The sequence below is a fragment of the Ruegeria sp. AL3 genome, assembly GCF_056536065.1.
This window is the reverse complement of record NZ_JBQFJG010000001.1, coordinates 2,641,081-2,667,378: the sequence shown is the minus strand read 5'-3', so window position 1 is coordinate 2,667,378 and position 26,298 is coordinate 2,641,081. Positions and strand designations below refer to the sequence as shown.

At 57.3% G+C, this 26,298-nt stretch carries 29 protein-coding genes and 1 tRNA gene; 13 read left to right on the top strand and 17 right to left on the bottom strand.

The genetic code is table 11. The features are described 5' to 3' along the window. Positions 1 to 23: 23 nt before the first annotated feature. Positions 24 to 791 (top strand): SDR family oxidoreductase, encoded by a 768-nt coding sequence (locus ACR3E6_RS13495; protein ID WP_480487558.1) that lies wholly within the window; start codon positions 24 to 26, stop codon positions 789 to 791. Here ACR3E6_RS13495 and ACR3E6_RS13490 read toward each other — a convergent pair. Next, positions 767 to 1,657: an acyl-CoA thioesterase gene (locus tag ACR3E6_RS13490; RefSeq protein WP_171632482.1), complete on the bottom strand. Its 891-nt coding sequence runs from the start codon at positions 1,655 to 1,657 to the stop codon at positions 767 to 769. The two genes, ACR3E6_RS13495 and ACR3E6_RS13490, sit on opposite strands and share 25 nt — an antisense overlap. A gap of 51 nt (positions 1,658 to 1,708) precedes the next feature. Further along, positions 1,709 to 2,923 carry a serine hydrolase domain-containing protein gene (locus tag ACR3E6_RS13485; RefSeq protein ID WP_480487556.1) on the bottom strand — a complete coding sequence of 405 codons (1,215 nt, stop codon included), beginning with the start codon at positions 2,921 to 2,923 and terminating at the stop codon, positions 1,709 to 1,711. A gap of 215 nt (positions 2,924 to 3,138) precedes the next feature. Here ACR3E6_RS13485 and ACR3E6_RS13480 point away from each other — a divergent pair, with 215 nt between their 5' ends. Further along, positions 3,139 to 3,768 carry a 2-hydroxychromene-2-carboxylate isomerase gene (locus ACR3E6_RS13480; RefSeq protein ID WP_171723280.1) on the top strand — a complete coding sequence of 210 codons (630 nt, stop codon included), beginning with the start codon at positions 3,139 to 3,141 and terminating at the stop codon, positions 3,766 to 3,768. Between the two features lie 28 nt (positions 3,769 to 3,796). Here the strand turns inward: ACR3E6_RS13480 and ACR3E6_RS13475 are convergent, their stop codons facing one another. Continuing rightward, complete coding sequence (locus ACR3E6_RS13475) at positions 3,797 to 4,615, bottom strand: SDR family oxidoreductase (RefSeq protein WP_171723281.1); 819 nt, start codon at positions 4,613 to 4,615, stop codon at positions 3,797 to 3,799. A gap of 455 nt (positions 4,616 to 5,070) precedes the next feature. Here ACR3E6_RS13475 and aroQ point away from each other — a divergent pair, with 455 nt between their 5' ends. Both aroQ and ACR3E6_RS13465 read left to right on the top strand, forming a co-directional pair. After that, a complete protein-coding gene (gene aroQ / locus ACR3E6_RS13470) occupies positions 5,071 to 5,520 on the top strand; it encodes a type II 3-dehydroquinate dehydratase (RefSeq protein WP_171632493.1) in 450 nt (149 codons plus the stop codon). After that, a complete protein-coding gene (locus ACR3E6_RS13465) occupies positions 5,517 to 6,272 on the top strand; it encodes an autoinducer binding domain-containing protein (protein ID WP_171632496.1) in 756 nt (251 codons plus the stop codon). Before aroQ ends, ACR3E6_RS13465 begins: the two co-directional genes overlap by 4 nt. Before the next feature lie 366 nt (positions 6,273 to 6,638). On the opposite strand, the gene tsf is transcribed toward ACR3E6_RS13465, so the two are convergent. From tsf to ACR3E6_RS13440, 5 genes are all read right to left on the bottom strand, one after another. Beyond that, positions 6,639 to 7,514, bottom strand: coding sequence for a translation elongation factor Ts (gene tsf / locus ACR3E6_RS13460; RefSeq protein WP_480487553.1), 876 nt, complete (start codon positions 7,512 to 7,514; stop codon positions 6,639 to 6,641). A 77-nt stretch (positions 7,515 to 7,591) separates the two neighbouring features. Continuing rightward, a complete protein-coding gene (gene rpsB / locus ACR3E6_RS13455) occupies positions 7,592 to 8,395 on the bottom strand; it encodes a 30S ribosomal protein S2 (RefSeq protein ID WP_171723284.1) in 804 nt (267 codons plus the stop codon). 166 nt (positions 8,396 to 8,561) lie between these two features. Then, positions 8,562 to 9,416: a lyso-ornithine lipid O-acyltransferase gene (gene olsA, locus ACR3E6_RS13450; protein ID WP_210092353.1), complete on the bottom strand. Its 855-nt coding sequence runs from the start codon at positions 9,414 to 9,416 to the stop codon at positions 8,562 to 8,564. Then, positions 9,403 to 10,158 carry an L-ornithine N(alpha)-acyltransferase gene (gene olsB, locus ACR3E6_RS13445; protein ID WP_171632503.1) on the bottom strand — a complete coding sequence of 252 codons (756 nt, stop codon included), beginning with the start codon at positions 10,156 to 10,158 and terminating at the stop codon, positions 9,403 to 9,405. The genes olsA and olsB overlap by 14 nt, the downstream gene beginning before the upstream one ends. Positions 10,159 to 10,266: 108 nt before the next feature. Next, positions 10,267 to 10,449 (bottom strand): DUF3553 domain-containing protein, encoded by a 183-nt coding sequence (locus ACR3E6_RS13440; protein ID WP_050602459.1) that lies wholly within the window; start codon positions 10,447 to 10,449, stop codon positions 10,267 to 10,269. A 43-nt stretch (positions 10,450 to 10,492) separates the two neighbouring features. Between ACR3E6_RS13440 and ACR3E6_RS13435 the strand changes: the two genes are divergently transcribed. Beyond that, entirely contained in the window at positions 10,493 to 11,089 is a 597-nt protein-coding gene (locus tag ACR3E6_RS13435; RefSeq protein WP_480487550.1) for a histidine phosphotransferase family protein, read from the top strand. On the opposite strand, the gene ACR3E6_RS13430 is transcribed toward ACR3E6_RS13435, so the two are convergent. The 9 genes from ACR3E6_RS13430 to ACR3E6_RS13390 form a co-directional block, all read right to left on the bottom strand. After that, a complete protein-coding gene (locus ACR3E6_RS13430) occupies positions 11,086 to 12,348 on the bottom strand; it encodes a glutamate-5-semialdehyde dehydrogenase (protein ID WP_480487548.1) in 1,263 nt (420 codons plus the stop codon). The genes ACR3E6_RS13435 and ACR3E6_RS13430 overlap by 4 nt on opposite strands. A 32-nt stretch (positions 12,349 to 12,380) precedes the next feature. Then, positions 12,381 to 13,487 carry a glutamate 5-kinase gene (gene proB, locus ACR3E6_RS13425; RefSeq protein WP_171632507.1) on the bottom strand — a complete coding sequence of 369 codons (1,107 nt, stop codon included), beginning with the start codon at positions 13,485 to 13,487 and terminating at the stop codon, positions 12,381 to 12,383. Continuing rightward, the gene (gene obgE, locus ACR3E6_RS13420) at positions 13,475 to 14,509 is read right to left on the bottom strand and encodes a GTPase ObgE (RefSeq protein WP_171632510.1); all 1,035 of its coding nucleotides are present in this window, start codon (positions 14,507 to 14,509) and stop codon (positions 13,475 to 13,477) included. Before obgE ends, proB begins: the two co-directional genes overlap by 13 nt. Positions 14,510 to 14,547: 38 nt before the next feature. Continuing rightward, positions 14,548 to 15,084 (bottom strand): GNAT family N-acetyltransferase, encoded by a 537-nt coding sequence (locus tag ACR3E6_RS13415; RefSeq protein ID WP_152457964.1) that lies wholly within the window; start codon positions 15,082 to 15,084, stop codon positions 14,548 to 14,550. Then, positions 15,081 to 15,689: a LysE family translocator gene (locus ACR3E6_RS13410; protein WP_480487545.1), complete on the bottom strand. Its 609-nt coding sequence runs from the start codon at positions 15,687 to 15,689 to the stop codon at positions 15,081 to 15,083. The genes ACR3E6_RS13415 and ACR3E6_RS13410 overlap by 4 nt, the downstream gene beginning before the upstream one ends. A gap of 95 nt (positions 15,690 to 15,784) precedes the next feature. Continuing rightward, the gene (gene rpmA / locus ACR3E6_RS13405) at positions 15,785 to 16,054 is read right to left on the bottom strand and encodes a 50S ribosomal protein L27 (protein ID WP_039535512.1); all 270 of its coding nucleotides are present in this window, start codon (positions 16,052 to 16,054) and stop codon (positions 15,785 to 15,787) included. A gap of 11 nt (positions 16,055 to 16,065) precedes the next feature. Then, complete coding sequence (locus ACR3E6_RS13400) at positions 16,066 to 16,677, bottom strand: 50S ribosomal protein L21 (protein ID WP_170539672.1); 612 nt, start codon at positions 16,675 to 16,677, stop codon at positions 16,066 to 16,068. A 219-nt stretch (positions 16,678 to 16,896) separates the two neighbouring features. Further along, a complete protein-coding gene (locus ACR3E6_RS13395) occupies positions 16,897 to 17,697 on the bottom strand; it encodes a DUF2059 domain-containing protein (protein ID WP_171723293.1) in 801 nt (266 codons plus the stop codon). After that, the gene (locus ACR3E6_RS13390; RefSeq protein WP_210092347.1) at positions 17,697 to 18,539 is read right to left on the bottom strand and encodes a DUF2059 domain-containing protein; all 843 of its coding nucleotides are present in this window, start codon (positions 18,537 to 18,539) and stop codon (positions 17,697 to 17,699) included. Before ACR3E6_RS13390 ends, ACR3E6_RS13395 begins: the two co-directional genes overlap by 1 nt. Positions 18,540 to 18,662: 123 nt before the next feature. Between ACR3E6_RS13390 and ACR3E6_RS13385 the strand changes: the two genes are divergently transcribed. The 8 genes from ACR3E6_RS13385 (at position 18,663) to ACR3E6_RS13350 (ending at position 26,276) form a co-directional block, all read left to right on the top strand. Further along, positions 18,663 to 18,752 (top strand) — tRNA-Ser (locus tag ACR3E6_RS13385). 261 nt (positions 18,753 to 19,013) lie between these two features. Then, a complete protein-coding gene (locus ACR3E6_RS13380; RefSeq protein WP_171632522.1) occupies positions 19,014 to 19,571 on the top strand; it encodes a hypothetical protein in 558 nt (185 codons plus the stop codon). 201 nt (positions 19,572 to 19,772) lie between these two features. Further along, complete coding sequence (locus ACR3E6_RS13375; protein ID WP_480487543.1) at positions 19,773 to 20,801, top strand: alcohol dehydrogenase catalytic domain-containing protein; 1,029 nt, start codon at positions 19,773 to 19,775, stop codon at positions 20,799 to 20,801. Positions 20,802 to 20,876: 75 nt separating this feature from the next. Next, the gene (locus ACR3E6_RS13370) at positions 20,877 to 21,752 is read left to right on the top strand and encodes a branched-chain amino acid ABC transporter permease (RefSeq protein WP_171168199.1); all 876 of its coding nucleotides are present in this window, start codon (positions 20,877 to 20,879) and stop codon (positions 21,750 to 21,752) included. Between the two features lie 3 nt (positions 21,753 to 21,755). Further along, positions 21,756 to 22,853: a branched-chain amino acid ABC transporter permease gene (locus ACR3E6_RS13365; protein ID WP_480487541.1), complete on the top strand. Its 1,098-nt coding sequence runs from the start codon at positions 21,756 to 21,758 to the stop codon at positions 22,851 to 22,853. Further along, positions 22,850 to 23,614, top strand: a complete 765-nt coding sequence (locus ACR3E6_RS13360; RefSeq protein ID WP_480487539.1) for an ABC transporter ATP-binding protein — start codon at positions 22,850 to 22,852, stop codon at positions 23,612 to 23,614. Before ACR3E6_RS13365 ends, ACR3E6_RS13360 begins: the two co-directional genes overlap by 4 nt. Further along, positions 23,611 to 24,384 (top strand): ABC transporter ATP-binding protein, encoded by a 774-nt coding sequence (locus tag ACR3E6_RS13355; RefSeq protein ID WP_480487537.1) that lies wholly within the window; start codon positions 23,611 to 23,613, stop codon positions 24,382 to 24,384. The genes ACR3E6_RS13360 and ACR3E6_RS13355 overlap by 4 nt, the downstream gene beginning before the upstream one ends. 5 nt (positions 24,385 to 24,389) lie before the next feature. After that, positions 24,390 to 26,276 carry an AMP-dependent synthetase/ligase gene (locus ACR3E6_RS13350; protein WP_480487535.1) on the top strand — a complete coding sequence of 629 codons (1,887 nt, stop codon included), beginning with the start codon at positions 24,390 to 24,392 and terminating at the stop codon, positions 26,274 to 26,276. Positions 26,277 to 26,298: the final 22 nt, after the last annotated feature.

The following is a 26,298-nucleotide window of genomic DNA, read 5'->3' as shown; positions in this document are numbered from 1 at the left end:
CAAAACTAGTTTTGGAACGCGCCATGGAGCTCAGAGATAAAACTGTCATCGTGACCGGTGCCGCAGATGGCATTGGCCGGGGTTTGGCGGAACGTTTTGCTCAGGAAGGTGCGCGCGTCATCTGTTCGGATATTGACGAGGCCGGAGCCCGTGAAGTCGCAACCCAAACTGGCGGCGTTGCCTTCACATGTGACGTTTCGGATGAGGAACAGATCAAAGCGTTGATTGATTCCACCGAAGATACTGTTGGCCCAATTGATCTGTTCTGTGCAAATGCCGGAATCCTGACGCTTGGCGGTCTGGATGTTCCCAATGATCAATGGGAAAAAATTTGGAAAATCAACGTGATGTCCCACGTGTGGACCGCGCGCCATTTGGTGCCTCGTATGATCGGTCGCGGCGGCGGATATATTCTGACGACGGCCTCTGCGGCGGGTTTGCTGAACCAACCCGGTGCGGCGCCATACGGTGTCACGAAACACGCGGCGGTCGGATTTGCCGAGTGGCTGTCGCTGACATATGGCGCCAAAGGTCTGCGGGTTTCGGTTCTTTGTCCTCAGGCGGTTCGGTCGAAAATGACTGAAGGACATGAGGTTTCAGTAGCATCGATCGACGGAATGCTGGAACCCGAAGACGTCGCTGAAACCTGCTTACAAGCCATCCGGGAAGAACGATTTCTGGTTCTTCCGCATCCGCAGGTGTTGGATTACCTGCAACTCAAAGCGGCCGACTACGATCGCTGGCTGGGCGGAATGCGAAAGTTGAATCAACACTTTACGCCGGATACTTGACGTTTTCTCTGAACCTTCCTCATAAGACCTTCCTGAGCTACCGACGCGACCAGGGTTCCGTCTTCTGAATAGATCGATCCGCGATTAAAGCTGCGTCCCTGCCCCGTCCACGGAGAATCCATCACGTACAGATGCCAGTTTTGAAATTTCACAGGTGCATGAAACCACAAAGCATGGTCCAGACTGGCGCCGTTGAACTCTCCGGAAAACCAGCTTAGCCCGTGCGGTCGCAAACCTGACGACATCAGGTTCATATCAGACGCATAGGCCAAAAGCAGGTGTTGAGTTTTTGCGTCCGCAGACGCGGCAGCCGCCATGCGAAACCAGGTTTTGTTGCGGTCATCCGACACTTCGGGGTTGAACGGATCCAGATGGTCCACCTCGCGGACTTCGATCGGGCGTTCACGCAGAAGCTCACCGCGAAAACCTTCGGGCACGCGATCCACATATGCGTGTCGAAGCTCGGATCGCGATGGGTACGTCTGCGGAGGATTCACGGTTGGCATCGGATGCTGATGATCCCAACCTTCATCCTGAACGTGAAAGGAAGCTGACATGTTCAGGATCTGCTTTCCATTTTGAATGGCGACAACGCGACGGGTTGTGAACGACCCGCCGTCACGCGCCCTATCCACTTGATAAATAACAGGTTTATCTGGATCCCCGGGGCGGATAAAATAGGCGTGCAGGGAATGGCACAACCGGTCTTCCACGGTTTTGTATGCTGCGGCAAGGGCCTGCGCGATGACCTGACCGCCGAAAATTCGGGTCGGTGTTTCTCCACCCGATCCTGTGCCGCGGAAAAGATCGACTTCAAGCCGTTCGATATCCAGAAGGTCCAATAAGATGCGTTCCGCTTCGGTCATTGTCTGCTCATGGGCTAATTGATCGAAACCCGGGTATCAGCCTAAGCAATATCATTCAATCATGGCGGCGTGCACCAAGGCCTTGAGTTCAGCCCGGGATGGATAGGAACTGGACGGCGACAATTGCGTGAAGAACACAGCCGTCAGATCGTTCTGCCAGTCGATCCAGAAATAGGTCGAGGCCATGCCACCCCAGCTGAAATCACCGACGGACCCTGGCACGCGCACCCGACCCGGGTTGAGGACAATCGACCCTGCAAGGCCAAATCCCATGCCTTCCATGGGCTGTTCCGCAAAGCTCTTTGGTCCCATCGAAGCGATATCACCCGGCAAGTGGTTGCGCATAATGAAGTCCACCGTTTTCGGGCCAAACAGTTGATGCCCGTTGCCGGACCCACGATTGCGAAGCATGTCAACGAACTTGACATAGTCATCGATTGTGGAAACCAGCCCACCGCCGCCCGAGAACGTTGTCGCATTCGCGAATGGAGAGGTTTCGTGGGCATCCACCAGACGCAAGGTATCGCCTCCTTGGTCCGCGGAATTCAACGCCATCGCGTCGCCAGCCAGCGGCGTATAAAGCGAGGCGAACCGGTCCCCTGCCCCGGCCGGCACGGAAAACCCGGTTTCGCGCATCTCGAGGGGCGCCAGGATTTCCTGCCGGAAGAATTGTTCCAGGGTCTGTCCCGAGACGACCTCGACAACGCGCCCAAGCACATCGGTTCCAACCGAATATTCCCACCGTGTTCCGGGCTGGAAAGCCAACGGTAACTCTGCCAGTTCACGTACGCGATCTTTCAGAAGGCCCTGATTTGGCTTGAAAATAAGGTCCTTTTCATCCATCGCCTCCGGTAGTATCCCGGGATTGAACGGATAGCTGAAACCGCCAGTATGGGTCAGCAACTGATGAAGGGTCGGGCTTGCCGCGTCCTCGGTTTGATCCAGCTTGTCCGCGCCGGGTACCAGAGCCTGCATCTGTTTGAACTCGGGAAGGAAATCCGACAGCGGCGCGTCGAGGTGAAACAGCCCACGTTCCGCCAGCATCATCAAGGCAACAGACGTGACGGGTTTGGTCATCGAGTAGATGCGTACCAGCGCGTCGCGTTGGAACGGCAAGTCCTGTTCAAGATTTCGCAGGCCGCTGGAGTGGAAAAAGACCTCATCCCCCTTGTGCTTCAGCAAAAAGGACGAGCCCGCGTATTTGCGCTGCTCAACATAGCGGTCCATCCAGATGCGAATCCGGTTCAGGCGCGTTTCATCGAACATGACTTGTTTTCGAAGCATTTTTGAGTTCCACCAGAAGTTGACTAATATCGTGTACGCGTAGGGCCTGAAACAACAGCAAAACCCAGGCTGAAATGAATGGTTATACATGCAGAGCCAAGAGGCACGCCTTAAATCCAAGTGATACAGTGAAACCGTCACAGATTCGCTTGTAAATTGTTGGACGGCGACGTGCCGTATTGGCCGGGAGGAATAGCATGACGCAAAGCTTAGATTTCGTTTACGATTTTTGCAGCCCAAATGCCTTTCTGGCCCACAAGATGCTGCCAGAGCTGGCCGCGCGGCATAATGCCAAGATCACGTATTCCCCCGTCCTTCTGCCTGTTGTTTTCAAGGCAACGCATAACCAAAGCCCGTTTCAGGCGTTTTCCGAAAACCGCCAGAAAACCGCCTATCTTACCCACGACTTGCATCGGTTCGCGCGGCGTCGCGGGCTGAGCTTTCACATGAGCCCGCATTTTCCGATCAATACGAAATTTGCGATGCGCGGCGCCCGGTTCGCCAGCGGTAAATCATGGGAAATCAAGTACATAAACGCCATATTTGATGCCATATGGGTGCATGGGCAAAAGGCGGATGAGCTGGCCGTTCTGATTGACATTCTACACGAAAACGAACTGCCGGTTCGCAAGTTGCGCGAGGCCATGACAAGCCCTGAAATCAAACAGGACCTGAAGGATCAGACCAAATCGTTCGTGCGCCGCGGCGTTTTTGGCGTTCCCAGCCTGTTTTACGGCTCTGAAATGTTCTTTGGCAAGAACAGCTTGCCGAACCTGGAAATTGAGCTGTCGAAAAACAAGAAACGAAACAAATCCAACACGTTGTGAGCAGGAGCGGCTTTGACCGCAGCGCGACTCAGAAGGCTTCGGCGAAGATATTGCCCGATGTTACAACGTTGATCCCACCAGAAACCGGGATAATCGAACCGGTTACATAACTGCCCCCTCGTCCGCACAGAAACAGCACGCACCCCGCTATATCTTCGTCACAGCCGACGCGCCCAAGCGGCACTGACTTGCCGACCTTTTCACGCTTGTCCTCATCCGCCGTAGCAAAGGCTGTCATCCGCGATACGAACGGCCCCGGAGCCAGCGCGTTGACCGTTACGTGGTAGGGCGACAGTTCCTTGGCCATGATTTTTGTCAGATGCAGTACCGCAGCCTTGGAGGCTGAATAGCTATAGGCGCCATCCCCCATGGGAACCTCTCCCATCACGGACCCGACGTTCACGACCCTGGCCGGATCGTCTGCGGTTCCGGATTGCATCAACATCGGCAGCAGCCTCTGGGTAAGCTCGAATACCCCGGCCACGTTAACCGACATCACCTTGTCCCACGCGTCATACGGAAATTGGCCCATGGGTGCTCCCCAGGTCACGCCAGAATTATTCATAAGAATATCAAGCCTTTCCGTCCGGTCCTGAATGTCCGAAACCAGTTTGGCTATACTTGCCTCGCTGCCGATGTCTCCGGCAAACCCTTCGGCACTTCCCGGTGCCTCCAGTGCATTCAGATCGGCGGCGGCCGCGACACACGCGTCCCCGTTCCGAGAAGCGATCAACACGCGCGCGCCGGCCCTGACCAACGCCTCTGAGGCCATCCGACCGATACCCGTGGCGCCTCCGGTGACCAATGCGGTTTTGCCGGGCAGCGAGAAAAGGGTATCGGGGGTCATTGTCGTGTTCCTCTGCAAAATCTGATTTCGGTTGCATTCCGACCAGATTCAAAACCTTGTCGTCTTTACAGCAATTAGCCGTCCGCTGCGTTGGCGCGAAACCGGGTTGCACCAAAATTCCACATGACAATCTTCAATCGCATCAGACACGGTTTGCAAGGATTACTCAGCGTCGCAAAGGGCCGGCCGATAAGCCCGGATAGTTTCAATGTTCCGATACTGAAACCGACGACAATGCGTTCAAAACCTGTTTTCCCGCAAACGAAAAACGGACGTAAATGTACGGCCCGAGCCCCAACGGGCGCGCGGTGTCGTCATGTCGAAGGACTGACCTTGGTTTACTCTTCCATCTCAAGGTCTGTTTTCAGGGCAACTGTCTGTATTCAATCCACCAAAGTCAGGTAGACAACCCGGCCTTTTCGCGTCTATGAACCAAGTATGGGGATCGTGAAAACATGCATAACGTTTTGGTATTGAATGGCCCAAACCTCAATCTGCTTGGCACACGGCAGCCCGAGGTTTACGGCAGCACGACACTACATATGATCGAGGACCGTTGCGTTCAGCATGGCGCCTCCATTGGGCTGGACGTCACCCACCTGCAATCCAATCACGAAGGTGTGCTGCTTGACGCCATTCACGCGGCCCGCGGTGTACAAAGCGGGCTGATACTGAACGCAGGCGCGTTCACGCATACGTCGATTGCCCTTATGGATGCGATTGCATCGGTGGAACTGCCGGTTGTCGAAGTGCATCTTTCCAACATTCATGCCCGGGAAGCCTTTCGGCACAGGTCCTACATAGCCCCTGTCGCACTGGGTCAGATCTGTGGCTTCGGTGCCCACAGCTATATCCTCGCGCTGGACGCGCTCGCGGCCCATCTGAAGGCGGGCAGCGCGACATGAAGCTCAAGGAATATCTTCGCTTTGTCAGCTACGCCAAAACCCTGGAAGACCTGTGGGACGCACATTGCCGCCAAATGGCCGAGTTCGGATTTACCCGCCTGATCTATGGGTACACGCAATTCCGGACGGCCACGTCCTTGGGTGACCCGGAAGATTTCGTAATCCTGACGAACCACAAACGGGCTTATGTGGACGGGTTCATCAAGGATGGTCTGTATTTTCACGCTCCGATGTTGAAGTGGGCCTTGGACAACGAAGGCGCCGCCAGCTGGAAAATGTTGCAGGACATGAGCTCGGGCGGAACGATGACCGCGAAGGAGCGCGAAGTTTTCGAGTTCAACAAATCCATGGGCGTGGTTTCCGGCTATACCGTAAGCTTCAACTCGGTTTCCATGCGCTCGAAGGGGGCGATTTCCCTGTCGGCCAATGATGGGCTGAGCCAGGAAGATGTGGATGCGGTCTGGGAAGAGCACGGCGACGACATTCTGCTTATGAACAATGTCGCCCACCTGAAAATCCTGACATTGCCGTTTCTTCCGCCGAACCGGGCACTTACCAAACGCCAACGCGAAGCTTTGCAGTGGGTTGGTGACGGGAAAACCACTCAGGATATCGCGCTGTTGATGGGACTGACATCTGCAACGGTAGAGAAGCACCTGCGACTCGCGCGCGAGGCGCTTTCGGTCGAAACGACGGCACAAGCGGTTCTCAAGGCGTCACTGCACAACCAGATGTTCATTATGGAAGCATAACCGCAATATTTTGACGCTATCCCGCGTCAGTTTACCCTAGGTAAGGAAATCACTACTTTTCAAACCAATCGTAAAAGTTGCAAAGTGAGAGTGTTCCGTGAGTGGTGGCTTTAGCCAGGGAACATTGGATTGGATCTTTGCAATAACAAAGCTCTCCGATCACTCTGACAAGGGGGCGCTTATTTGTCCGCGTACCGGTGTCGGAATTTTGGGGGGCCTCGACCATCCCCATCATGCGGGGCCCTCCAATCCTTCTCTACTTATGGAAGTATGCTTTTTGCCGGTGGCAGAAAAAAAGGGTTACGCAGTGCGTAACCCTTTAGATTTGTTGGGAAAGGCCGTTGCCGGTACTTTCCCTGTAACGTTTTAGCCTTGCGCGGCTTTGGCGACTTCAGCAGCGAAATCTTCTTTTTCAACCACGATACCTTCGCCAACTTCCAGACGGATGAAGCCGGTGATGGTTGCGCCGGCTTCCTTGGCCGCTGCTTCGACGGTCAGGTCAGGGTTCACGACAAACTGCTGGTTCAGCAGAGTCGATTCCGCGACGAACTTCTTCATACGGCCTTCGATCATCTTTTCGATCACTTGCTCCGGCTTGCCGGATTCGCGGGCGATGTCCATCTGGACCTGCTTTTCTTTTTCGACAATTGCCGGGTCCATGTCTGCTTCGGACAGGGCCGCCGGGTTCACAGCCGCGATGTGCATTGCAACCTGCTTGCCGATCGCTTCGTCGCCACCGGTCAGAGCAACCAGAACGCCGATTTTGCCCATGCCGTTGGTGGCTGCGTTGTGGACGTAGGACACAACAGTGTCGCCCGACAGTTTGGCCATGCGGCGTACCGACATGTTCTCGCCGATGGTGGCGATCTTGTCGGTCAGGGTGTCGGCAACGGATTTGCCACCCAGATCAACAGCCAGCAGCGCGTCAACATCTGCAACGCCTTCTGCGGCAAATGCGATCTTGCCAACCATTTCCTGGAACTCGGCGTTTTTCGCAACGAAGTCGGTTTCCGAGTTCACTTCGACAGCAACACCGTTGCCACCGTTGACGTGGACTGCAACCAGACCTTCTGCTGCGGTACGGCCCGATTTCTTGGCCGCTTTGGCCAGACCTTTGGTGCGCAGCCAGTCAACGGCTTCGTCCATGTTGCCGCCGGTTTCGGTCAGCGCTTTTTTTGCGTCCATCATGCCTGCGCCGGTCGAGTCGCGCAGTTCTTTAACCATTGCTGCTGTGATTGCCATCTTTAGGCTCTCCTCAATTCAAACGGAATTGGGGCAGGTCATACCCTGCCCCATATGTCATTTACGTGACGGGCAGCTTACGCTTCGGCTTTGGCTTCCGGTGCGGCTTCTGCTTCGGCGGGCGCTTCTTCTGCAACGACTTCTTCAACCGGTGCTTCTTCGAATGCGCCAAGGTCAACGCCTGCCGCACCCATCTGAGCGGTCATGCCGTCCAGAGCGGCACGTGCGGCCAGATCACAGTACAGCGCGATGGCGCGGGCTGCGTCATCGTTGCCGGGGATGATGTAGTCAACGCCGTCGGGCGAGCAGTTGGTGTCAACCACAGCCACAACCGGGATACCCAGCTTGTTGGCTTCGGCGATGGCCAGTGCTTCTTTCTTGACGTCGATAACGAACAGCAGGTCAGGAACGCCGCCCATCTCGCGGATACCGCCCAGCGAAGCCTGCAGCTTGGCCTGGTCACGCTCCATGCCCAGACGCTCTTTCTTGGTCAGGCCTTCGGCGCCCGATTCCATCGCTTCGTCGATCTGGTTCAGACGGTTGATCGACTGGGAAACGGTTTTCCAGTTGGTCAGCGTGCCGCCCAGCCAGCGGTGGTTCATGTAGTACTGAGCCGACTTTTCAGCCGCTTCCGCGATCGGGCCAGCAGCCTGACGCTTGGTGCCAACGAACAGAACGCGGCCGCCTTTGGCAACGGTGTCACGAACGGCCTGCAGCGCCTGGTCCAGCATCGGAACGGTCTGGGTCAGGTCCATGATGTGGATGCCATTGCGCGAGCCGTAGATGAACGGGCCCATGCGGGGATTCCAACGCTGTGTCTGGTGACCGAAGTGTACGCCAGCTTCCAGCAGCTGACGCATGGTGAACTCGGGAAGAGCCATGCTATGTTTTCCTTTTCCGGTTTACGCCTCGGCGGGGGTGAAAGAAGCGAATGCTCCAACCGGCGGGCCAGATAGGGATGTCTCCCCTACAAGGCCCAAACCCCGCCTGCGGGTTTGAATGGCGCGCGTATACGGCAGGTTTGAAGGCAGCGCAAGGGTCAAACCCTTATTTTTCAAGCCGCGCCAATGCATGCGCGTGGCGCACTGCTGCCTCGCAATGGGCCGCCAGTTCCTTGCGGTTGGCAAAATCCCTGACCCGGGCGGGTGCGTGATAGATCAGTTCAACGGACCCCTGCCTGCGCGCGCCCAATGTCTTGAGCAGATGGGGCGCGAAATCCATATCACCCCACCAGCCATAGAACCGGTCAGGCTGACCTTTCGGCGCGTGAAACACCACCGAGACCGGTTGAACATACATAAAATCCCGCAGCTCGTCTGCGAAGAAAGCGGCAAAAAGCGTTGTTTTAAATGGCAAAACACGCAATCCGTCGGTCGAGGTGCCCTCTGGGAAAAACAACAGCTTATGTCCGGCCTTCAGGCGTTCTTCGAAGATCGCCGTCTGCTCGCGGGCCTTTTTGCGATCCCTCTCGATGAATACGGTCCCGGTGGCCCGTGCCAACCATCCGATACCCGGCCAGTTCGCAACTTCTGCCTTGGACACGAAGTAGACCCTTTTGCGGGCGTTCAAGGCAAAGATATCCAGCCAGGATGTGTGATTGGCGACAACGGCACCGTGTTCCTTCATCAACGCGCCCGAGCAGCGAAATCCGATTCCCAGGATTCGGAACGCGTTTCGGCACACGAACTGGCTGATGAACGGTGTGACGGGGCGACGAACACCGAAAAGCGGCAACTCGATCAGTCGAATGGCCAATAGAACTATCAGCCCACCGAACACAAGGATGGCCAAGGGCAAGCCCCTCAGGATCACCAGAATCCAGCCGACAAAACCCAGTTCGATCGGATCCGGCGCATCCTCACTGTTCCAAAGCGGATCATTCACCGGATCAAGCTCCGCCATAGATGCGCTTCTGCCGCTCGTTCATACGGCTCGTATCCAGGATCAGGCACACATCGGTGGTGTTGAAGGAATGATCGATGAACGCCCCCTCACCCACAAACCCGCCAAGCCTCAGATAGGCTTTGATCAGGGCTGGAACCTGCACCATGGCACGGCGACGATCCAGCGCGTCCGGTGCGACAATATCCATGGTCTGAAACACGCTCGGCTGGGCGCGCACCCGCAGGTCTGGCGGCGCCAGATGATTGTGATGCAGCATCGACAGCGGCTGGGCCAGTTCCTGAACATCCGTGCCGTGAAAGCTGGCGACGCCGAACAGAACTTCGATCTGGCGTTCGGCCACATAGCGAGAGAGACCATTCCAGAGATGATACATGGCCGTACCGCCCCGGTAGTCCCTGTGCAGGCACGACCGGCCCAGTTCCAGCAACTTGCGGCCACTTTGCTTGAGAATGCTCAGATCGTATTCGTCTTCGGAATAAAACTGCCCCAACTCAGCGGCGCGATCCCCCGGTAACAGCCTGTAAACGCCGACAACTTCTCCGGTCGCATCATCACGGGCCAGCATGTGATCGAAATAGGGATCAAACCGGTCCCGTTCCAGCCCGGCCACATGATCGACCAGAGCCCCTCCTCCGCCGAGTTCGCGCACAAATACGTCATAACGCAACCGCTGCGCTGCGCGCAGTTCGTCCTGGGTTTCCGCCAGTTTGATCGTGAACGAGGGGCCAGCGTCCGGCATGTCAGACTTATCAATCCTGTTTTATCAACGCGGCTGATACCTCAGTTCTTCGGGGGAAGGCAACAAGTGGGAATCTGGTCTTTTCCGTTAACTCTTCTTAAACCAGTTTCACGGATCAAAGACCGGCATCAGGGCGATGCGTGTTCCGTCGATTACCACTTTCCCCTGCTCGCGAAAGTTTACGGTGATCTTGCCTGCGATGTTGGACTGAACCTGTCCGACACCCCATTCGGGGAAATCCGGGTGGCGAACAAACATGCCCGGTGCAAGAATAGCATTCATGTCTGTCATTTGGGGCTTCCGGTTCCTGCGGCAGATACCGCAGGAGGTATGCATGGGCAACACGAACGTCAACCTGGCTGAATTGATCGGCTCACGGATCTGCCACGATCTGATCAGCCCGATCGGGGCGATCACCAACGGGCTGGAGCTGTTGGACATGGTTGGTGCTGTCCAGGGCCCCGAGATGGAGTTGATCTCGGGCAGCGTCGGCAGTGCGGGCGCGCGTATCCGGTTTTTTCGGGTTGCCTTCGGATCAGCAGGAGAACAGCCGCTGGGCCGCGCCGAAGTGGCCGAACTGCTCAAGGACATCGAACGCACCGGACGGGTGCGGGTAAACTGGTTTATGACCGAGCCCATGCCGCGCAACCAAATCAAGCTGGCGTTCCTTGCGCTCATGTGCTGCGAAAGTGCCATGCCGATGGGCGGAGAGGTTGAGATCGAGAACCAAGGCGCCAATTGGACAGTGACCGGAACTGCCGACAAGTTGAACGTAGACAATACCTTATGGAAACACGTTGCAACCGGCCGGTTCCCCAACAAGATTACCCCCGCACAGGTCCAGTTCGCTCTGCTGCCGGAAACGGCAAACGCGATGGGTCGGCGCGTTTCCGTGGAAACCGCTGCGACCCGCCTTGTGCTGCGTTTTTAATCCCGAATCGTTCCGTTCCCGCGCACCAGATATTTGAAACTGGTCAACTGGGCGGCCCCCACCGGGCCGCGGGCATGCATTTTGCCCGTGGCGATACCGATCTCGGCGCCCATCCCGAATTCACCACCATCGGCGAACTGAGTCGAAGCGTTGTGCATCAGAATCGCGCTATCCAAGCGCTCAAAGAAACGGGCCGCGGCCCTGTCATCCTCGGTCATGATACAGTCGGTATGGTTCGACCCGTAATGTTGGATATGCGCGATGGCGGCGTCGATATCGACGACGGGCTTGGCCGCGATCACGCTGTCCAGAAACTCTTTTCCCCAATCCTCCGCCGTCGCGGGAATTGTACCCTCGACCGCAAGTGCGCCTTCGGCGTGTACCTCGACCCCTGCTTTCAGCAGCGCGGCGATCACGTCACGCCCCAGCGTTTCGGCGATGTCCTGATGGATCAGCAGGCATTCGGCAGCGCCGCAAATCCCGGTACGGCGCGTCTTGGCGTTCAACACCACGTCCAGCGTTTTCTGCGGATCAGCGGCCTTGTCGACATAGATGTGCACGATGCCTTCAAGATGGGCAAAAACAGGCACACGGGCCTCACGCTGGACCAGCCCGACCAACCCCTTGCCGCCGCGCGGAACGATGACGTCGACATAGTCGGTCATGGTCAGCAATTCCTGAACCGCCGCACGGTCACGCGTCGGCACCAGTTGAATCGCATCTTCCGGCAGATCGGCGGCCTTCAGCCCCTCGACCAGGCAGGCATGAATAGCAGTCGAAGAATGAAAGCTCTCGGAGCCGCCGCGCAGAATGACGGCATTTCCGGATTTCAGACACAGCGCACCTGCGTCGGCCGTGACATTGGGGCGGCTTTCATAGATCACGCCGATCACACCCAACGGGGTGCGTACGCGTTGGATTTTCAATCCGGTCGGGCGGTCCCATTCGGCCAGCACTTCGCCCACCGGATCGGTCTGTTCAGCCACCGCGCGCAGACCATCGACTATGCCCTGAACACGCGCCTCATCCAGAATCAGCCGATCCATCATCGCCGGGCTCAGACCTTTTTCTCGGCCGAACTCCAGATCCTTCCGGTTGGCTTCGATGATCTGCGCCCGATTGGCCCAAACCGCGTCGGCCGCTGCAATCAGGGCGGCATGTTTGCGTTCTGGGCTCGCAAAAGCCAGATCGCGCGATGCCGCTTTGGCACGTTTCCCAAGATCAGCCATCAGAGCGGGAATGCTGTCGAAATCTTTCATGTCGCGTGCCTTTCAGGTCGTCTTTTCAGTATTTACAGGGCCAGATCATCCCGGTGAATCAAGGCCGCACGGCCGGGATATCCAAGGGTCGCCTCGATCTCGGACGACTTGCGCCCCTTGATCGCGTCAGCCTCCTGCGCGGTGTAACGGCTGATCCCCTGCGCCAGCCGGCGGGCTTTGGGGTCAAGGATCGCGACAGGGTCGCCGCGCCCGAAATCGCCGGTCACTTCGACAATACCCGCGGGCAACAGGCTTTTGCCATTTGCCAGGGCGTTGGCAGCCCCTTCATCGATGGTGATTTCGCCACGCGGTTTCATGGCTGAAATCCAGCGCTTGCGCGCAGCGTGCGGATCCAGCGTTGCGGTAAACCACGTACAGTTTGCGCCATTTTCCAGCGTTTTCAGAGGGTTCAGAACCGACCCTTCCGTGATCGCCATCGCACATCCGCCCGCGGTGGCCATCTTGGCGGCCAGCAGCTTTGTCTTCATTCCGCCCTTTGACAAACCAGAGCCCGCATCGCCCGCCATGGCTTCGATCTCGGGCGTGATCTTGTCGATTGTTTCGAAACGCGTGGCCGAGGCGTCCTCGTTGGGGTTGCCCGAATAGAAACCATCGACATCCGACAGCAGGATCAACTGGTCCGCCCCCACGGTCACCGCGATTTGCGCGGCCAGACGATCATTGTCGCCATACCGGATCTCATCCGTTGCCACGGTATCGTTTTCGTTGACGATCGGCACGACACCCAAACCCAGCAGAGTTTCCAGGGTCGCGCGTGAATTCAGATAGCGGCGGCGATCCTCGCTGTCCTCCAATGTCACCAAAACCTGCGCCGTGGTGATCCCATGAGGCGTCAACGCCTCTTCATATGCGCGCGCCAGACGAATTTGCCCGACGGCAGCGGCAGCTTGCGACTTTTCCAAAGGCAATGTCGCCATGGACAGCCCCAAAACGCCGCGGCCCAGTGCAATCGACCCGGACGAGACGAGGATTACATCTATCCCCTGCCCCTTGAGCCATGCGACATCCTGCGCCAACGAAAACAACCATTCCTTGCGCAACAGGCCGGTTTCGCGATCAACAAGCAAAGCCGACCCGATTTTGACAACCAATCGGCGGGCTGAAGTCAGGGTTGCCAAGGCTGCGTCTCCTCAGCGGATTTCTGAAGAACACGATTGTCATCGATCTGGCCGCGCAACGCACGCAAAACCTCGGTTACACCTTGATGAGCAACACCGGACATCATCATCACAGGGCCGCCAACGGCCTCTTCAAGCTCGGCTTTGGCCAAATCACGTTCTTCGTCATCCAGTGCATCGACCTTGTTCAGGACGGTGATCCGGGGTTTCTGGGCCAGTTCGCCACCATAGGCCTCCAGCTCGTGGATAATTGTGCGGTAATCATCGGCTACCGTTTCCGAGGTACCATCGACAAGATGCAGCAGCACGGCGCAGCGCTCAACATGACCAAGAAAGCGGTCGCCTATCCCGCGTCCTTCATGCGCGCCTTCGATCAGGCCGGGGATGTCAGCCACCACGAATTCCACGTTGTCGACCCCCACGACACCCAGATTTGGGTGCAGCGTGGTAAACGGATAATCCGCGATCTTGGGCCGCGCGTTTGACGTGGCTGCAAGAAAGGTCGATTTGCCTGCATTCGGCATGCCCAGCAGGCCCACATCGGCGATCAGCTTCAGACGCAGCCAGATCGTGCGGTCAATGCCCGCCTGCCCCGGATTTGCACGCCGGGGGGCCTGGTTGGTGGCCGATTTGAAGTGCAGATTGCCGAAACCGCCATTGCCCCCTTTCGCCAGTAGAACGCGCTGTCCCACCTCGGTCAGATCGCAGATGACGGTTTCTTCATCCTCATCCAGGATCTCGGTGCCAACAGGCACACGCAGGACAATGTCATCGCCATCCTTGCCGGTACGTTGCTGCCCCCTGCCCGGCTGGCCGTTCTTGGCAAAGAAATGCTGCTGATACCGGAAGTCGATCAGGGTGTTCAGCCCGTCCACGACCTCGGCCCAGACAGAACCGCCCTTACCGCCGTCCCCGCCATCAGGGCCGCCGTATTCGATGTATTTTTCGCGTCGGAAGCTGACGCAGCCGCTACCGCCGGCCCCGGACCGGATGTAGACCTTTGCAAGATCGAGAAATTTCATGGTCTGTCCCCTACTGCAAAGGCCCCATCGGCCACAAGTCAGAGTTTTTTACTGTATGTCCAGGTGGGCACATTCGCATCACGCGCCACCGAATAGCTTTCTGCATCGCCAAGATACTGGAACCCGCAATGAGTCAGGACCCGGGCCGACGCCGGATTGTCTTGAAACACGCTGGCAAACATCGTCGCGTTTTTCAGCGGGTTGGCATTTACCAGTGCTTCGACAGCCATCGACGCAATGCCAGTGTTCCAGTAGATCGGCGCCACCCAATAGCCGACTTCGGACTGGTTCCGATCCAGCCGCTTCAGCGTGATCAGACCAATCAGTTCCGGACCGCCGTCTTTGGTGGCATCCATGACCCATACGTCCTCGTCCCGGTCCTCGGCCATCGAGCGCGTCACAAAGGCCTCGGTCGAGCCGGGGGCCAAAGGATGTGCAATACTCGTCGTCATGCGTGCCACACGCTCATCGCCGGCATAGTGCTCGATCAGCCCCATATCCGACCGACGCAGAGGGCGCAGATCGAACCGCTCGGTTTCTATGACCGGCTGATTTATTATTGTTTCAAGTTTCATGAGTGTGTTCCTCCTCCGAACAACACGAAAAGTACGGACGCAACCGTCAGGCCTGCCAACGTCCACATCAGATATTTTTCAACGGGTCGTCCTTCAACCGCATGGGCAATTCTATCGCCCGCAAAAGTCCAGATCGGATGAAGGATCACCTGGCAAAACAACAAACACAGAGCAATCGTAAACGTCGCTTCGAAACTGGGGGCGCCCGCAGCCACGAACCCGGTGAACCCGGCAATGATCATGGCCCAGGCCTTGGGGTTGAGCGGATGAACAATCAGTCCGGCCAGAAAGCCGGGGGCGTTCCCTTCAGCCTGTTGTCGCGACAAGCGCGTGTTGGCGATCTTCCACGCCAGCCAAAAAATATAGGCCGCTGACGCGTATTTAAGCACCGTAAACACCGCGGGTGCCAGATCCGCGAGATGCAGCAATCCAATGCCGACCGGCCAAATGATCAACTGCTTCCCAAGGATAACACCCCCGACAAAAGGCAACGCGGCGCGAAATCCAAATCGCGCACCAGTACCCAGCAGGACCATGTTGGCCGGTCCCGGCGTGCCGACCTGGCTGGCGGCAAAGATCAGGAAACTGGTGATTGCGACTGTCATCGGTTTGTTTGATCACGTCTGCGTTAAAACGAAAAAGGGACCGGCACTTTGTGCCGGTCCCCCATGAATTTTTCTAAAACCTTCTGGGTTTCGGCTTACTCTGCGGCCTCCGCCACTGGCAGGACCGAAATGAAGGTGCGGTTTTTAAGTCCCTTGTGGAACTTCACGGCGCCATCGGTGGTTGCAAAGATGGTGTGATCTTTGCCCATGCCTACGCCTTCGCCCGGCCAGAACTTGGTGCCGCGCTGACGTACGATGATGTTGCCTGCGATGGCTGCCTGGCCACCATAGAGTTTCACGCCAAGGCGACGACCCGCTGAGTCGCGACCGTTACGGGAGGAACCGCCAGCTTTTTTGTGTGCCATTCTCTCTCTCCTTAGCCCTGAGCCAGCTCTTTGGCTTGCTCAACCCATTCGGGTTTCACTTTGATGGTGTCGATAGCAGCAATCTGCTCGTCCGACAAGGCGGCCAGAGCGGCAAAGCTCTCGATACCGGCTTCAACCAGCTTTTTGGCAGCGGCAGGGCCGACACCGTTCAGCTTGGTCAGATCGTCGGCGGCAGCAGCGGCAGGTGCCTCTGCCTTGGCTTCAGCTTTCTTGGCAGGCTTTGCAGCAGGTGCCGCTTCGCCAGCCGGTGCCGAACCGGTTGCAGCTTTGATACCCGACTTGTCAGCGCCCGACGACAGAATGTCGGTGATTTTGACCAGAGTCAGCTTCTGACGGTGGCCAACGGTACGCTTCGAGCTGTGCTTACGACGGCGCTTGACGAATTTGATGACCTTGTCACCTTTGATCTGTTCGATCACTTCGGCCTGTACGCCTGCGCCTTCAACGAAAGGTGCACCAACAACCGGAGCGTCACCGCCCAGCATCAGAACATCGTTGAATTGAACTTTTTCACCTGCGTCGGCAGCCAGCTTTTCAACGCGGAGGATATCACCCGCCTGAACCTTGTACTGCTTGCCGCCAGTCTTGAGGACCGCAAACATGCGTCTTTCCTTTGTCTAACCGCGTTCTGTGGTCCCCTTCCGGGAGTTTTCGGCCCCAAGACACTTGAAAGCCACCTCGAACAGCGCGCCCTTTTCGGGCTGTGTGAATGACCATCAGGACATCCCAAGGGTCAAATAATAACGATACCCGGCACGGAAAACCGGCCGGGATGCGCGCTTATCCATAGATCGCCGGGAAAAGTCAACACCAAAGCGTCGTCAGAGATCAGACGCCCTGAGTGTCTGTGCGACCGTCCGCCCCAATCGGAAAGAGATATCGTTGAACATCCGGTCAAAGCCGTCAAACAGCGCCTCATTCAGGGCGCGCCCGGTTTCGGTTCTGGAAAACGCAATATTCTCGCGCATCTGGGCCTCGTCCAAGGGCCGATAGGCCATCAGAAGAAAAGAATAAAGCCACGCCTCGGTTTCTGCTGCGCGGCTTTCTTTCTGTGAAAGAAGTTCGGCCAGCAATTCCTGATCGTCGCCTTGCGCATCGACATCAAGACCCTGAAAGAAGCTGAAGTCGGAACTCAGCGCCCCATGAACGTTCTTTTCGACAAGGTCATTCGCCTGGATGTACTCATCGACCAACTCGAAACGGGTCGAGTCGCGCTCAACGGACTCGTAAGCTTCGCGGGCCATGTCCTCGATGGCCTGGTCCGACATCGCCTGCCGGGCCGAGTTTTCCAGCGACACGATCGTCTGACCAAGATCGCTTTCGAAAAACAGGATCGCCTGATCAAGCTGGGCAACGGACAGACCCGCCTCAAAGGCATCCGTCAGGAATTCCTGCATCCAGACCGGGTCGTAAATATCTTTGACCTGCGCTTCAAAATAGGCGCCGCCGGTATTGTCCAACAGCGTTTCGTCAAGTTCCTCGCGGTGACCCTGACCTTCCTGTACGAGAATTTCCATCACATGCGACAAGTGCATGGCCTGCGCCAGCCGGTCGACCTTTTGATCGGCCAGCAATTGAGCGCCCCACAGAACAAACGCAATCGCCAGAAAAACGCGGTGCATCAAATATCCTGCGCGGGATGCAGTTCGGCCATTCGGGCCGCAAGTACTTCGAACCGCATGGCCATGATTTCGTATTGGATCGCGTTCAGCAGTTCATACACTTCCTGCATCAGGGGTTGTTCCAGCGCCTCGACATACGAGTCGACATCCGCATCGGAAAAGTCCTGATAGGTATAGGCTGCCCCCGCAAGGCTGGACAGTTGCAGCGATTGGCGCATACCGGCTTCGTTCCGCTTCATCAGCGCACGCAATTCATCCGCATCCAGTTGCAGGTCAATGACACCTGATGCGCTGGCTGCCAGAAGAAAACGCACCTGAATTTCTTGCAGGGCCCGCACTGCGGTACCGGTCGAATCGATCGCCTTGTTCATACGCTTGAAACTTTCGACCCGCTGCGATCCGTCCTTGATCAGGTCTGCGATGATTTTTTGGCCTTCCAGCTGCTTAGCTTCATCGTCCTCAAGCATATGCGACACGTTCTCGGCCTCTACCAGGCGCTGCCCCAGATCCGACGCATAAAAGTCAACCGCGTGTGTCAGGGCCTCATCACTCAGGGTTTGTTCGAGGATGGAAACCGCGGTCTCATGCATGGCGCCGACGTCAAAGACTTCGTCTGCCAGACGCGTCCAATCCGATCCGAATCCATCCGGATCAATCCCCAGCATCTGGGGGGCAGACCTCGAGCTTAGCGCGATGCTTTCCAGGGCAACGTCAAACCCGGTCGTGGTCAGAAAGGCCTCTATCCGATCGCGGCTGGCGGCGGAAAGTTCCATGGGGATCAGAACAAGCGCAAAGAGCGGGGCCAGAAACCAAAAGGCGGAGCGGCGTACAAACTGTATCATAGATATCAGACTAGGAGTTTTGCGCTGGCAGGCAACGGAAAATCCCGGGTTTCTTCAATTCCCGAATTTTCTGCTTGCACCCCTGCCCGTTCCTCACTAAATCCCCCCCTCACAGACCCCCGCGGAGAGGTGCCGGAGTGGTCGAACGGGGCGGTCTCGAAAACCGTTGTGGGTGCAAGCCCACCCAGGGTTCGAATCCCTGTCTCTCCGCCACTTTTCCAATGTTGGCTCAATGCTGCCTTTTGGGCCCTCAGGAAGCGCCCGAAAATTGGTTGCGTCTGCAGGCCATTCCCGGCGGATCGCTGCCAAAACCGGTCGCCTCATATTTGTGCAGGCGTGTTCTTGCCGCGTTTCAAAGGACAATGAGCATAGCCCGGCTTATACTCTATTCTGCTGAGAATTATCGGGAATTCCCCTTTGTACCTGAGTTATTTTTAGCGCATCCCGGCGACACAATTTCCAAAGGAGACACACATGTCGCGTACTCTTATTCTTGCCATCGTCATCGCCGCAATTGGCGCTGGCGGATACTATTACCTCAATCAACCCGAACCCACACCCGCTGAGCGTTTGGAAACTGCGGCAGAAGAAGCCGCCGAAGCGGTGACCGACGCAGCTTCATCTGTACAGGACGCTGCCTCTGACGCTGTCGATGCCGCGACCGAACAAGTCGCCGAAGCAGCTTCGTCGCTGACGGACCAAGCGACAGAAGCCGCGTCATCGGTTGCAGATCAGGCAAGCGAAGCAGCGTCATCGGTGGCGGATCAGGCCTCTGATGCGGCTCAGGAGGCCAGCGATCAGGTGGCCGCGCTGGCCGGTCAGGGGCAGGAGTTGCTGAACTCATGGATTCAGGAAGGCAAGCTGGACCCGACCAACTTCGACTATGATGGCATTATGACATCCATTCAGGACAGCACTCTGGCCACCGATCTGAAAGATCAGGCGATCAAGATTGTGAACGATATCAAGGATTCGCCTGAAACGATTGTTCAGAAAATTCAGGAACTGACCAACCTGCTGACCCAACAGTAAAGTGTTGAAGGCCGATCCACGGGTCGGCCTTTGCCCCTGGGCGCATCTGCGCTGCCCCTACGTTACGGTGTCGTTGAATTGACCTCTTGCGCGGCTTTTGATTGGCTGTGCCTGACAAAATGCCCGCGCCCTGCCCGACTGGTCTGAAGGCTTTTCGGACAAGGCGCGCGCTTTGATTCAGCCAAATTCGAGGATCAACCGATGACCGACCTGCCCCAGACTATGTTCGCCGCAATCCTTAAGCATGACGGGTATTCCGGTACGGCCACCGGACCGGCCATTGAAACCGCCGCCGACTGGCTGGAAGAAGCCGAAGTTCCCACGCCTGAACCCGGCCCGGGCCAGGTGCTGATCCGTTTGCGCGCGGCTTCGGTCAATCCGTCCGATCTGCATTTCATCAAGGGTGAATACGGGCAGCCGAGGGTAAAGGGATCCCCCGCCGGATTTGAAGGATGCGGAGACGTCGTGTCCGCCGGCAAGGGCGCCGAGGCCTTGCAAGGGCAACGCGTCGCGTTCGTCGCCGCCGGATCGGGGGCCTGGGCGGAATATGTCGTCACACAGATGCAGATGTGCATCCCTCTGCGACCTGATATCTCGGACGATGACGGGGCCGCCCAGATCGTCAATCCAATGACGGCGATGGCTATGGTGGATATGGCCAAGGCCGACGGCGATGCCTTCGTGGTATCAGCCGCGACCAGCCAGTTGGGCAAGCTGATGTGCAGCCTTGGTCGGGATCTGGGTTTGAAGCCGATCGCTTTGGTACGCCGGGCCGAGACGGCAGGGATGTTGAAAGACCTTGGCGCGGTCGAAGTGCTTGTGACAACCGACGAAAACATTGTCGCAAAGTTTGCGGATCTGAGCACGCAGTTGAAACCGCGCGTGTTTCTGGATGCCGTGACGGACCAATTGTCCGAACAATTGTTCTGCGCCATGCCCAACCGGGCGCGCTGGATCAGTTATGGCAAGCTGTCTACCGAGGCGCCGACACTGACTCAGACAGGGCAGTTGATTTTCATGGGAAAGCGGATCGAAGGGTTCTGGCTGACAAGCTGGATGATGTCGACCCCGCCCGCCGATCAGATGCGAGTTGTGGCCGAAGTTCAGGCCCGGTTTGCCGACGGGCGCTGGAAAACGGATGTTTCTGAACACCTTACACTCAGAAATCTTGTGCCAAACCTGGCTGATGCGCTGAAAAAGAGTGACGGCAAGGTGATAATAACGCCATAGTAGAACAAACCCGCGTCACCGGAGGATGCGCGCGGGCGGAACGCGACACCGGCAAACCGGTCGAGGGAGGACAGTTTGGATAACGCGCAGCTGCTGATCAGCGGACTGGCAAACGGGTGTGTCTATGGCCTGATCGCGCTTGGCTTTGTTCTGATCTACAAGGCGACCGAAGCGGTGAACTTCGCACAGGGCGATTTCATGATGCTGGGGGCCTTTGTCACCATCGGCCTGACCAACACCGAATATATGGGCCTGCCGTTCTGGCTGGCCCTGCCGATCTCACTGGGGATCATGGGGGCATTGGGATATCTTCTGGATCGCCTGATCATCCGTCGCCTGTTTGGCGAAAGTCAGACCGCCGTCGTTATCCTGACCATCGCCCTGGGCTTTGTGATCCGTTTCGTGGCCGGATTGATCTGGGGGCACGAACCGCAAACGCTGCAAAACCCGCTTGCGGGGAAAGAGCTGCGCTTCGGCGGCCTTGTTTTGGGGCTGGAGGATGTCGCCGTGATCGTCGTCACCATCCTGCTGACATGGGGCCTTTACGTCTTTTTCAACCGTTCCAAACTCGGGCTGGCGATGCAGGGGGCGTCGCAAAACCAGCTGGCGGCGTATTACATGGGCGTGCCTGTCAAGCGGGTTCAGGGGTTCATCTGGGCGCTGGCCGGGATCGTTGCGGGGATTGCAGGAATTCTATTCGCCGCCAAGGGCGCCGTGGATCCGACAACGGGATTGCTGGGAATCAAGGCATTTGCCGCCGCCGTCATCGGCGGGTTCGGAAGCCTGCCCGGGGCGCTGGCCGGTGGTCTTGTCGTCGGGGTGATCGAGCCCTTCGCCAGCCGCTATATAGCGGCGGGTTACAGCCAGATCGCGCCATACGCCCTGCTGCTGGCCGTGCTGATCTTTCGCCCCAACGGGTTGTTCAGTCAGGTTCGGGTCAAAAAGGTCTGAGCCATGCGGATCATCTTCAAAACCGACTACATGCAGGATATCCGCCCGTGGAAAGACCGTTACCAGCTTGTCCTGTATCTGATCCTTCTGACGGTCGTTGCCGCAGCCCCGTGGTGGCTGGATGAGTTCTATCTGGGCGAGCTGACCAACGTCCTGATCTGGGTCATCGCCGGGTTGGGTCTGATGGTCCTGACCGGGCATACAGGGCAAGTCAGTCTGGGCCACGCAGCCTTTCTGGCTTTTGGCTGCTATGCCAACGTTGCCCTGATTGAAGCCGGGGTGCCCTTTCTTCTCGCTTTTCCGCTGGCCGGCATCCTGACGGGGATCGCGGGCGTGACCGTTGCGATCCCTGCCCTGCGCCTGCATGGCATCTATCTGGCCATCTTCACCATGGCGCTTTCGATCCTGATGGACGACATCATCGTTTTGTCCGAACCCATCACCGGCGGCGTTGCAGGCAAATATGTCGGCGGGGTCGAAATCTTCGGCCATCTGGTAGACCGCTGGGGAACGCCCGATCAGTTTTTCTGGCTGGTCCTGACCGTCGCCGTTCTGGTCACACTGGGATATATCAACCTGCTGCGCGCGCCTTTGGGGCGCAGCTTCATCGCGGTGCGCGACTCTGAGGTTTCGGCCCAGGCGATGGGCATCGACATCGCGCGGACAAAGATGATCTCTTTCGCGTTGTCCTGCGCGGTGACGGGCTGGGCCGGGGCGCTGATGGGATTGTTCGCCGGAGCGTTCAACAACGAAACCTTCAGTGTTCTGATCTCGATCCAACTGCTTATGATGATCGTCATCGGCGGGCTGGGGTCGATCCACGGCGCGTTTCTGGGCGCGATCGTGATCGGGTTCCTGCCGCAGTTTCTGTCGATCTCAAAAGAATATGCCGGCGCCCTGTTCGGCGGCAATACAGTCGCCATTCCGGGGTTGGAGTTCGGCATCTTCGGCATGATCCTGATTGCCTTCATCCTGTTCGAACCCATGGGCATCTATGGCCGCTGGCTGAAAATCCGCACCTGGTTCGAGCTGTTCCCCTTCTATCGAAAAGACATGTTCAAACGGCAGAAATCCTATCTCAAGACGGAGCGTCTGAGATGAGCTTGCTGGAGTTCGAAAATGTCACCCTCAAGTTCGGCGGCCTGACGGCGGTGGATAACCTGTCATTCGACGTTCGGGAAGGTGAAGTCTTTGCCATCGTCGGCCCAAACGGTGCGGGCAAGTCCACTGTATTCAACCTGATTTCCCGGTTCTACGATCCCGTTGACGGGGCGATCCGGTATGACGGTCATGATCTGCTTCGGGTCAAACCGTCCGGTGTCGCCGCCTATGGCGTCGCACGGACATTTCAGAACATCGAGTTGTTCGAGCACGCAACCGTCCTGCAAAACCTGCTGGTCGGACGCCACCGCCACCGCAGGACAAACCTGATTTCCGAGTTTCTTTTCACCCCGTCGGCAAAGCGACAGGAACTGGAAAACCGCGAGAAAGTGGAACGGATCATCGACTTTCTCGACCTGCAAGCCTATCGCGACAAGATGATATCGGGGCTGCCCTACGGCGTGCGCAAAGTGGTCGAAGTTGCACGGGCTTTGGCAACTGACCCAAAACTCTTGCTGCTGGATGAGCCGGCCTCGGGGTTGTCCGTGGAAGAAACAACGGACATGCGTTGGTGGATCGATGATATCCGACGGCAGATGGGCATCACCGTTTTGATGGTAGAACATGACATGGGCCTGGTCTCGGGCGTGTCAGACCGGGTTCTGGCAATGGCAGACGGCGCAAAACTGGCGCTTGGAACCCCGGCCGAAGTTCAATCGCACCCGGCAGTGATCGAAGCCTACCTTGGGAAGGCTTCATGAGCGCGCCAATCCTGAAAATCCGCAATGTCGAAAGCTTTTATGGCCCGATAATGGCCATTCGTGGCGTTTCTCTGGATGTTCACGAAGGTGCGATTGTCTCGATTCTTGGCGCAAACGGTGCCGGCAAGACGACGTTGATGAAAACCGTCTCGGGTGTGATGGACCCGGAAAAAGGCACGATCACCTTTGATGGAGACGACATTCAGGGGGCCGAGCCGCATACCGTCGTCCAGCGCGGGATCGTGCATGTACCCGAAGGGCGCGAGGTGTTTCCCCTGCTCACCGTCGATGAAAACCTGAGCCTCGGCGCGTATACGCGATCGGACAAGGCGCTGATCGACCAGGATCGCGAGCTGGTTTTCAGTTACTTTCCCGTTCTGAAAGATCGCCGCACGCAAGAGGCCGGCACCCTGTCAGGTGGGCAGCAACAGATGCTGGCAATCGGACGTGGGCTGATGGCCCGCCCCCGCATCATGCTGCTGGATGAACCGTCATTGGGTCTGTCACCGCTTTTGGTGCAGGAAATATTCGCCATTCTGAAACGTCTGAACGAAGAACAGCATATGACAATGCTGCTGGTCGAACAGAACGCCAATGCTGCATTGGAACTGGCGCATCATGGTTACGTGATGGAGGTTGGGCGCATCGTCATGGACGGCGCTGCGGATGAGTTGCTGAAGTCCGAGGACATCCAGAACTTCTATCTAGGCGTGCGGGAAGAAGGCGCGCGCGAAAACCGCCGTTGGAAGCGCAAGAAGACGTGGAGGTAAGCAAGATGGATGCGACGCCCCTCGCCCCGCAGATCAGGATCAACGGCATTGAGCTTAATGCAACCCCCGGACAACGCCCGTTGCGCGTGGATGGGTGCACCACCATCAGTGCGCTGTTTCAAAGCCGTTGTGCGGAAATGGGGGATCGAACGGCCCATCGTGAAAAGGACTTGGGCATCTGGAAGTCATATTCCTGGGCCGACTACTGGCAGCACGCCAAGTGGATCGGGCTTGCCCTGCGAAAGCTGGGTTTGAAGCGCGGAGACGTTGTTTCGATCCTGTCCGAGGACCGCAAGGAATGGATGTGGTTCGACATGGGCATTCAGTGCGTCGGGGGCATTTCTTCTGGCGTCTACACCACGGATTCCGCCAATCAGTTGCAATATCTGGTCAACGACAGTGGCAGCAAGTTCCTGATCGTCGAGGACGAAGAACATCTGGACAAGTTTCTGGACGTCGAAAGCGAGGTTCCGGATCTGGTCAAGGTGATCATTCTGGAGGGCGAGGGCTTGCATGACCTGACCCATCCACGCTGCATGATGATCGGCGACCTTTACGCTTTGGGCCAGCGGGCCGAACAGGAAGATCCGGGGCGGTTCGAAGCCGAAATCGCACAGGCCAAACCTCAGGACACAGCTTTGCTCGTTTACACATCCGGCACCACCGGCCAACCCAAGGGTGCGATGTTGAGCCATGAAAACATCCTGGCCGGCATTGAGGCCGGTGCCTGGTCATTGCCGACGCAGGCCAGTGACGAACAACTGTGTTTCCTGCCCCTCTGCCATATTCTTGAACGCGACGTATCTGTCTATTTCCCGCTGGCCGCCCGCTGCACGGTGAATTTCGCGGAAAGCCCCGAGACGGTCTTTGCAAATCTGCAAGAGGTCTCGCCTTCGACCTTCACGGCGGTGCCGAGAGTCTGGGAAAAGATCTATGCGCATGTGCAAATCCTGGCGCAGGATGCAACGCCGTTGGGTCGAATGGCATACGGTCTTGCCCTGAAGGCCGGCGCACGGCGGGCCGATTATGTGAGTTCGGGAAAACCCGTTCCCGCCGCCATCGCGGCCCGGTTCTGGTTTTGGGATCAGTTGGTTCTGAAAAATCTGCGCCGGATGCTCGGTTTGGACAAACTGCGCCGGGGTGGCACGGGTGCTGCGCCTATCTCGGCGGATTTGTTGAAATGGTACTGGGCCATCGGCGTGCCGATCGTCGAGGGCTTCGGCATGACCGAAACGTCCGGCCTTGCAACACTCAACACCGTGGAAAGCAACAAGATCGGAACCATCGGCAAGGTCGTCCCGGGGTGCGATATCCGCATCTCGGACGAGGGTGAAATTCAGCTCAAAGGCATGAACATCTTTCAGGGCTATTGGCAAAACAACGCAAAGACAGCGGAAAGCTTTACCGCCGATGGCTGGCTGCGCACCGGCGATATGGGGCGTATCGACAAGGACGGGTACGTTACCATCACCGGCAGGTTGAAAGACATCATCATCACCGCCGGTGGCAAGAACATCACCCCGGCCGAAATCGAAAGCCGGCTGAAGTTCAGCCATTACATCTCGGACGCGGTGATCATCGGCGACCGGCGCAAATACCTCACGGCGCTGATCATGATCGATCAGGAAAATGTCGAGAAATATGCGCAGGACCAGAAAATCCCTTTTTCGAACTTTACCTCGCTTTGCGCCGCGGCCGAAGTCAAGGAGTTGATCGGCGCCGAAGTGGCCGCAGTGAACAAGGAATTCGCACGGGTCGAGCAGATCAAGGATTTTCGCCTGATCAACGTTCTGCTGACCGCCGAGGATGACGAGCTTACCGCCACGATGAAGCTGAAACGCGGCCTGGTCGAAAAGAAACACGGACATCTGATTGAAGACATGTACACTTAGCCAAAGAGTTTTCGGGAGGAGA

Coding starts and splice junctions, on each gene's coding strand:
- ACR3E6_RS13495 (WP_480487558.1), top strand. CDS start 24: ATGGAGCTCAGAGATAAAACTGTCATCGTGACCGGTGCCGCAGATGGC.
- ACR3E6_RS13490 (WP_171632482.1), bottom strand. CDS start 1,657: ATGACCGAAGCGGAACGCATCTTATTGGACCTTCTGGATATCGAACGG.
- ACR3E6_RS13485 (WP_480487556.1), bottom strand. CDS start 2,923: ATGTTCGATGAAACGCGCCTGAACCGGATTCGCATCTGGATGGACCGC.
- ACR3E6_RS13480 (WP_171723280.1), top strand. CDS start 3,139: ATGACGCAAAGCTTAGATTTCGTTTACGATTTTTGCAGCCCAAATGCC.
- ACR3E6_RS13475 (WP_171723281.1), bottom strand. CDS start 4,615: ATGACCCCCGATACCCTTTTCTCGCTGCCCGGCAAAACCGCATTGGTC.
- aroQ (WP_171632493.1), top strand. CDS start 5,071: ATGCATAACGTTTTGGTATTGAATGGCCCAAACCTCAATCTGCTTGGC.
- ACR3E6_RS13465 (WP_171632496.1), top strand. CDS start 5,517: ATGAAGCTCAAGGAATATCTTCGCTTTGTCAGCTACGCCAAAACCCTG.
- tsf (WP_480487553.1), bottom strand. CDS start 7,514: ATGGCAATCACAGCAGCAATGGTTAAAGAACTGCGCGACTCGACCGGC.
- rpsB (WP_171723284.1), bottom strand. CDS start 8,395: ATGGCTCTTCCCGAGTTCACCATGCGTCAGCTGCTGGAAGCTGGCGTA.
- olsA (WP_210092353.1), bottom strand. CDS start 9,416: ATGGCGGAGCTTGATCCGGTGAATGATCCGCTTTGGAACAGTGAGGAT.
- olsB (WP_171632503.1), bottom strand. CDS start 10,158: ATGCCGGACGCTGGCCCCTCGTTCACGATCAAACTGGCGGAAACCCAG.
- ACR3E6_RS13440 (WP_050602459.1), bottom strand. CDS start 10,449: ATGACAGACATGAATGCTATTCTTGCACCGGGCATGTTTGTTCGCCAC.
- ACR3E6_RS13435 (WP_480487550.1), top strand. CDS start 10,493: ATGGGCAACACGAACGTCAACCTGGCTGAATTGATCGGCTCACGGATC.
- ACR3E6_RS13430 (WP_480487548.1), bottom strand. CDS start 12,348: ATGAAAGATTTCGACAGCATTCCCGCTCTGATGGCTGATCTTGGGAAA.
- obgE (WP_171632510.1), bottom strand. CDS start 14,509: ATGAAATTTCTCGATCTTGCAAAGGTCTACATCCGGTCCGGGGCCGGC.
- ACR3E6_RS13415 (WP_152457964.1), bottom strand. CDS start 15,084: ATGAAACTTGAAACAATAATAAATCAGCCGGTCATAGAAACCGAGCGG.
- ACR3E6_RS13410 (WP_480487545.1), bottom strand. CDS start 15,689: ATGACAGTCGCAATCACCAGTTTCCTGATCTTTGCCGCCAGCCAGGTC.
- rpmA (WP_039535512.1), bottom strand. CDS start 16,054: ATGGCACACAAAAAAGCTGGCGGTTCCTCCCGTAACGGTCGCGACTCA.
- ACR3E6_RS13400 (WP_170539672.1), bottom strand. CDS start 16,677: ATGTTTGCGGTCCTCAAGACTGGCGGCAAGCAGTACAAGGTTCAGGCG.
- ACR3E6_RS13395 (WP_171723293.1), bottom strand. CDS start 17,697: ATGCACCGCGTTTTTCTGGCGATTGCGTTTGTTCTGTGGGGCGCTCAA.
- ACR3E6_RS13390 (WP_210092347.1), bottom strand. CDS start 18,539: ATGATACAGTTTGTACGCCGCTCCGCCTTTTGGTTTCTGGCCCCGCTC.
- ACR3E6_RS13380 (WP_171632522.1), top strand. CDS start 19,014: ATGTCGCGTACTCTTATTCTTGCCATCGTCATCGCCGCAATTGGCGCT.
- ACR3E6_RS13375 (WP_480487543.1), top strand. CDS start 19,773: ATGACCGACCTGCCCCAGACTATGTTCGCCGCAATCCTTAAGCATGAC.
- ACR3E6_RS13365 (WP_480487541.1), top strand. CDS start 21,756: ATGCGGATCATCTTCAAAACCGACTACATGCAGGATATCCGCCCGTGG.
- ACR3E6_RS13360 (WP_480487539.1), top strand. CDS start 22,850: ATGAGCTTGCTGGAGTTCGAAAATGTCACCCTCAAGTTCGGCGGCCTG.
- ACR3E6_RS13355 (WP_480487537.1), top strand. CDS start 23,611: ATGAGCGCGCCAATCCTGAAAATCCGCAATGTCGAAAGCTTTTATGGC.
- ACR3E6_RS13350 (WP_480487535.1), top strand. CDS start 24,390: ATGGATGCGACGCCCCTCGCCCCGCAGATCAGGATCAACGGCATTGAG.